This is a genomic window from Kitasatospora nipponensis (assembly GCF_039528135.1).
GTDB lineage: Bacteria > Actinomycetota > Actinomycetes > Streptomycetales > Streptomycetaceae > Kitasatospora > Kitasatospora nipponensis.
The window spans coordinates 1-727 of the sequence record NZ_BAAALF010000692.1; the positions used below are offsets into that span (position 1 = coordinate 1).

Here is a 727-nt window from a genome sequence, read left to right on the forward strand (position 1 = left end):
TGAGACCGCGCAGTTCCTCGTTCCCTGCTGCCTTGGGGCCGAAGATCGCGTCGACCTCGTCCCAGAGGATCGTGGGGCGTCCGGCGGAGTCGCTGGAGACGGAGCGGAACAGCGCGCTGGGGCTGATGTCGTTGGTGACCAGCGGCCGGGGCGTGAGGGTCTGGATGATCTCCAGGGCCCGGGTTTTTCCGCTCTGCGGTTCCGGGGAGAGGAACGCCAGGCGCGGGGTGGTTCCGAAGCAGTCGATCAGGTGGGTGTGGGCGTCCCACAGGACCACGGCGACGTAGGCGTGTTCGCTCGGGAAGGCGTTGAAGCGCCGGTGGTGGGCCTCGATCGCGTCGAGCAGTTCGGCGCCGTTCTCCGGCGTGGGCGGGGTGGGATCGGTCATGCTGGTTCTCCGTTCGATAGGGCGGAGCCCAAGGGGCGGCCGGGTTCTTTGGCGAGAGACGGCCGCCCCTTGGGCGTCAGTAGGTGAGTTCGAGGCCCCGGGTGACGGAGCGGAGCGCGTAGGCGTAGGGGACGCCCACGGACTCGGCGGCGACGACCAGTGCGGCCGCGGCGTCGTCCAGGTGGCAGGGGCCGGGGCAGGTGCGGTGCTGGGCGGCGAGGAACCGGGCGGCGCTGTGGGCGGCGGTGCCGGCGCCGTGCTCGCGGTGGGAGGGGATGCGGGCCAGGCCCTGGTTGAGGCCGGTGCGGAGGAACCGCTGGGTGTGGGGGGACCGGGGGG

2 pseudogenes are annotated in these 727 nt (G+C 72.2%); both read right to left on the reverse strand.

The window, feature by feature from the left end:
* A pseudogene (locus tag ABD323_RS42745) lies at positions 1–388 on the reverse strand (DUF3631 domain-containing protein); the annotation flags it as partial.
* A 76-nt stretch (positions 389–464) separates the two neighbouring features.
* A pseudogene (locus ABD323_RS42750) lies at positions 465–727 on the reverse strand (bifunctional DNA primase/polymerase); the annotation flags it as partial.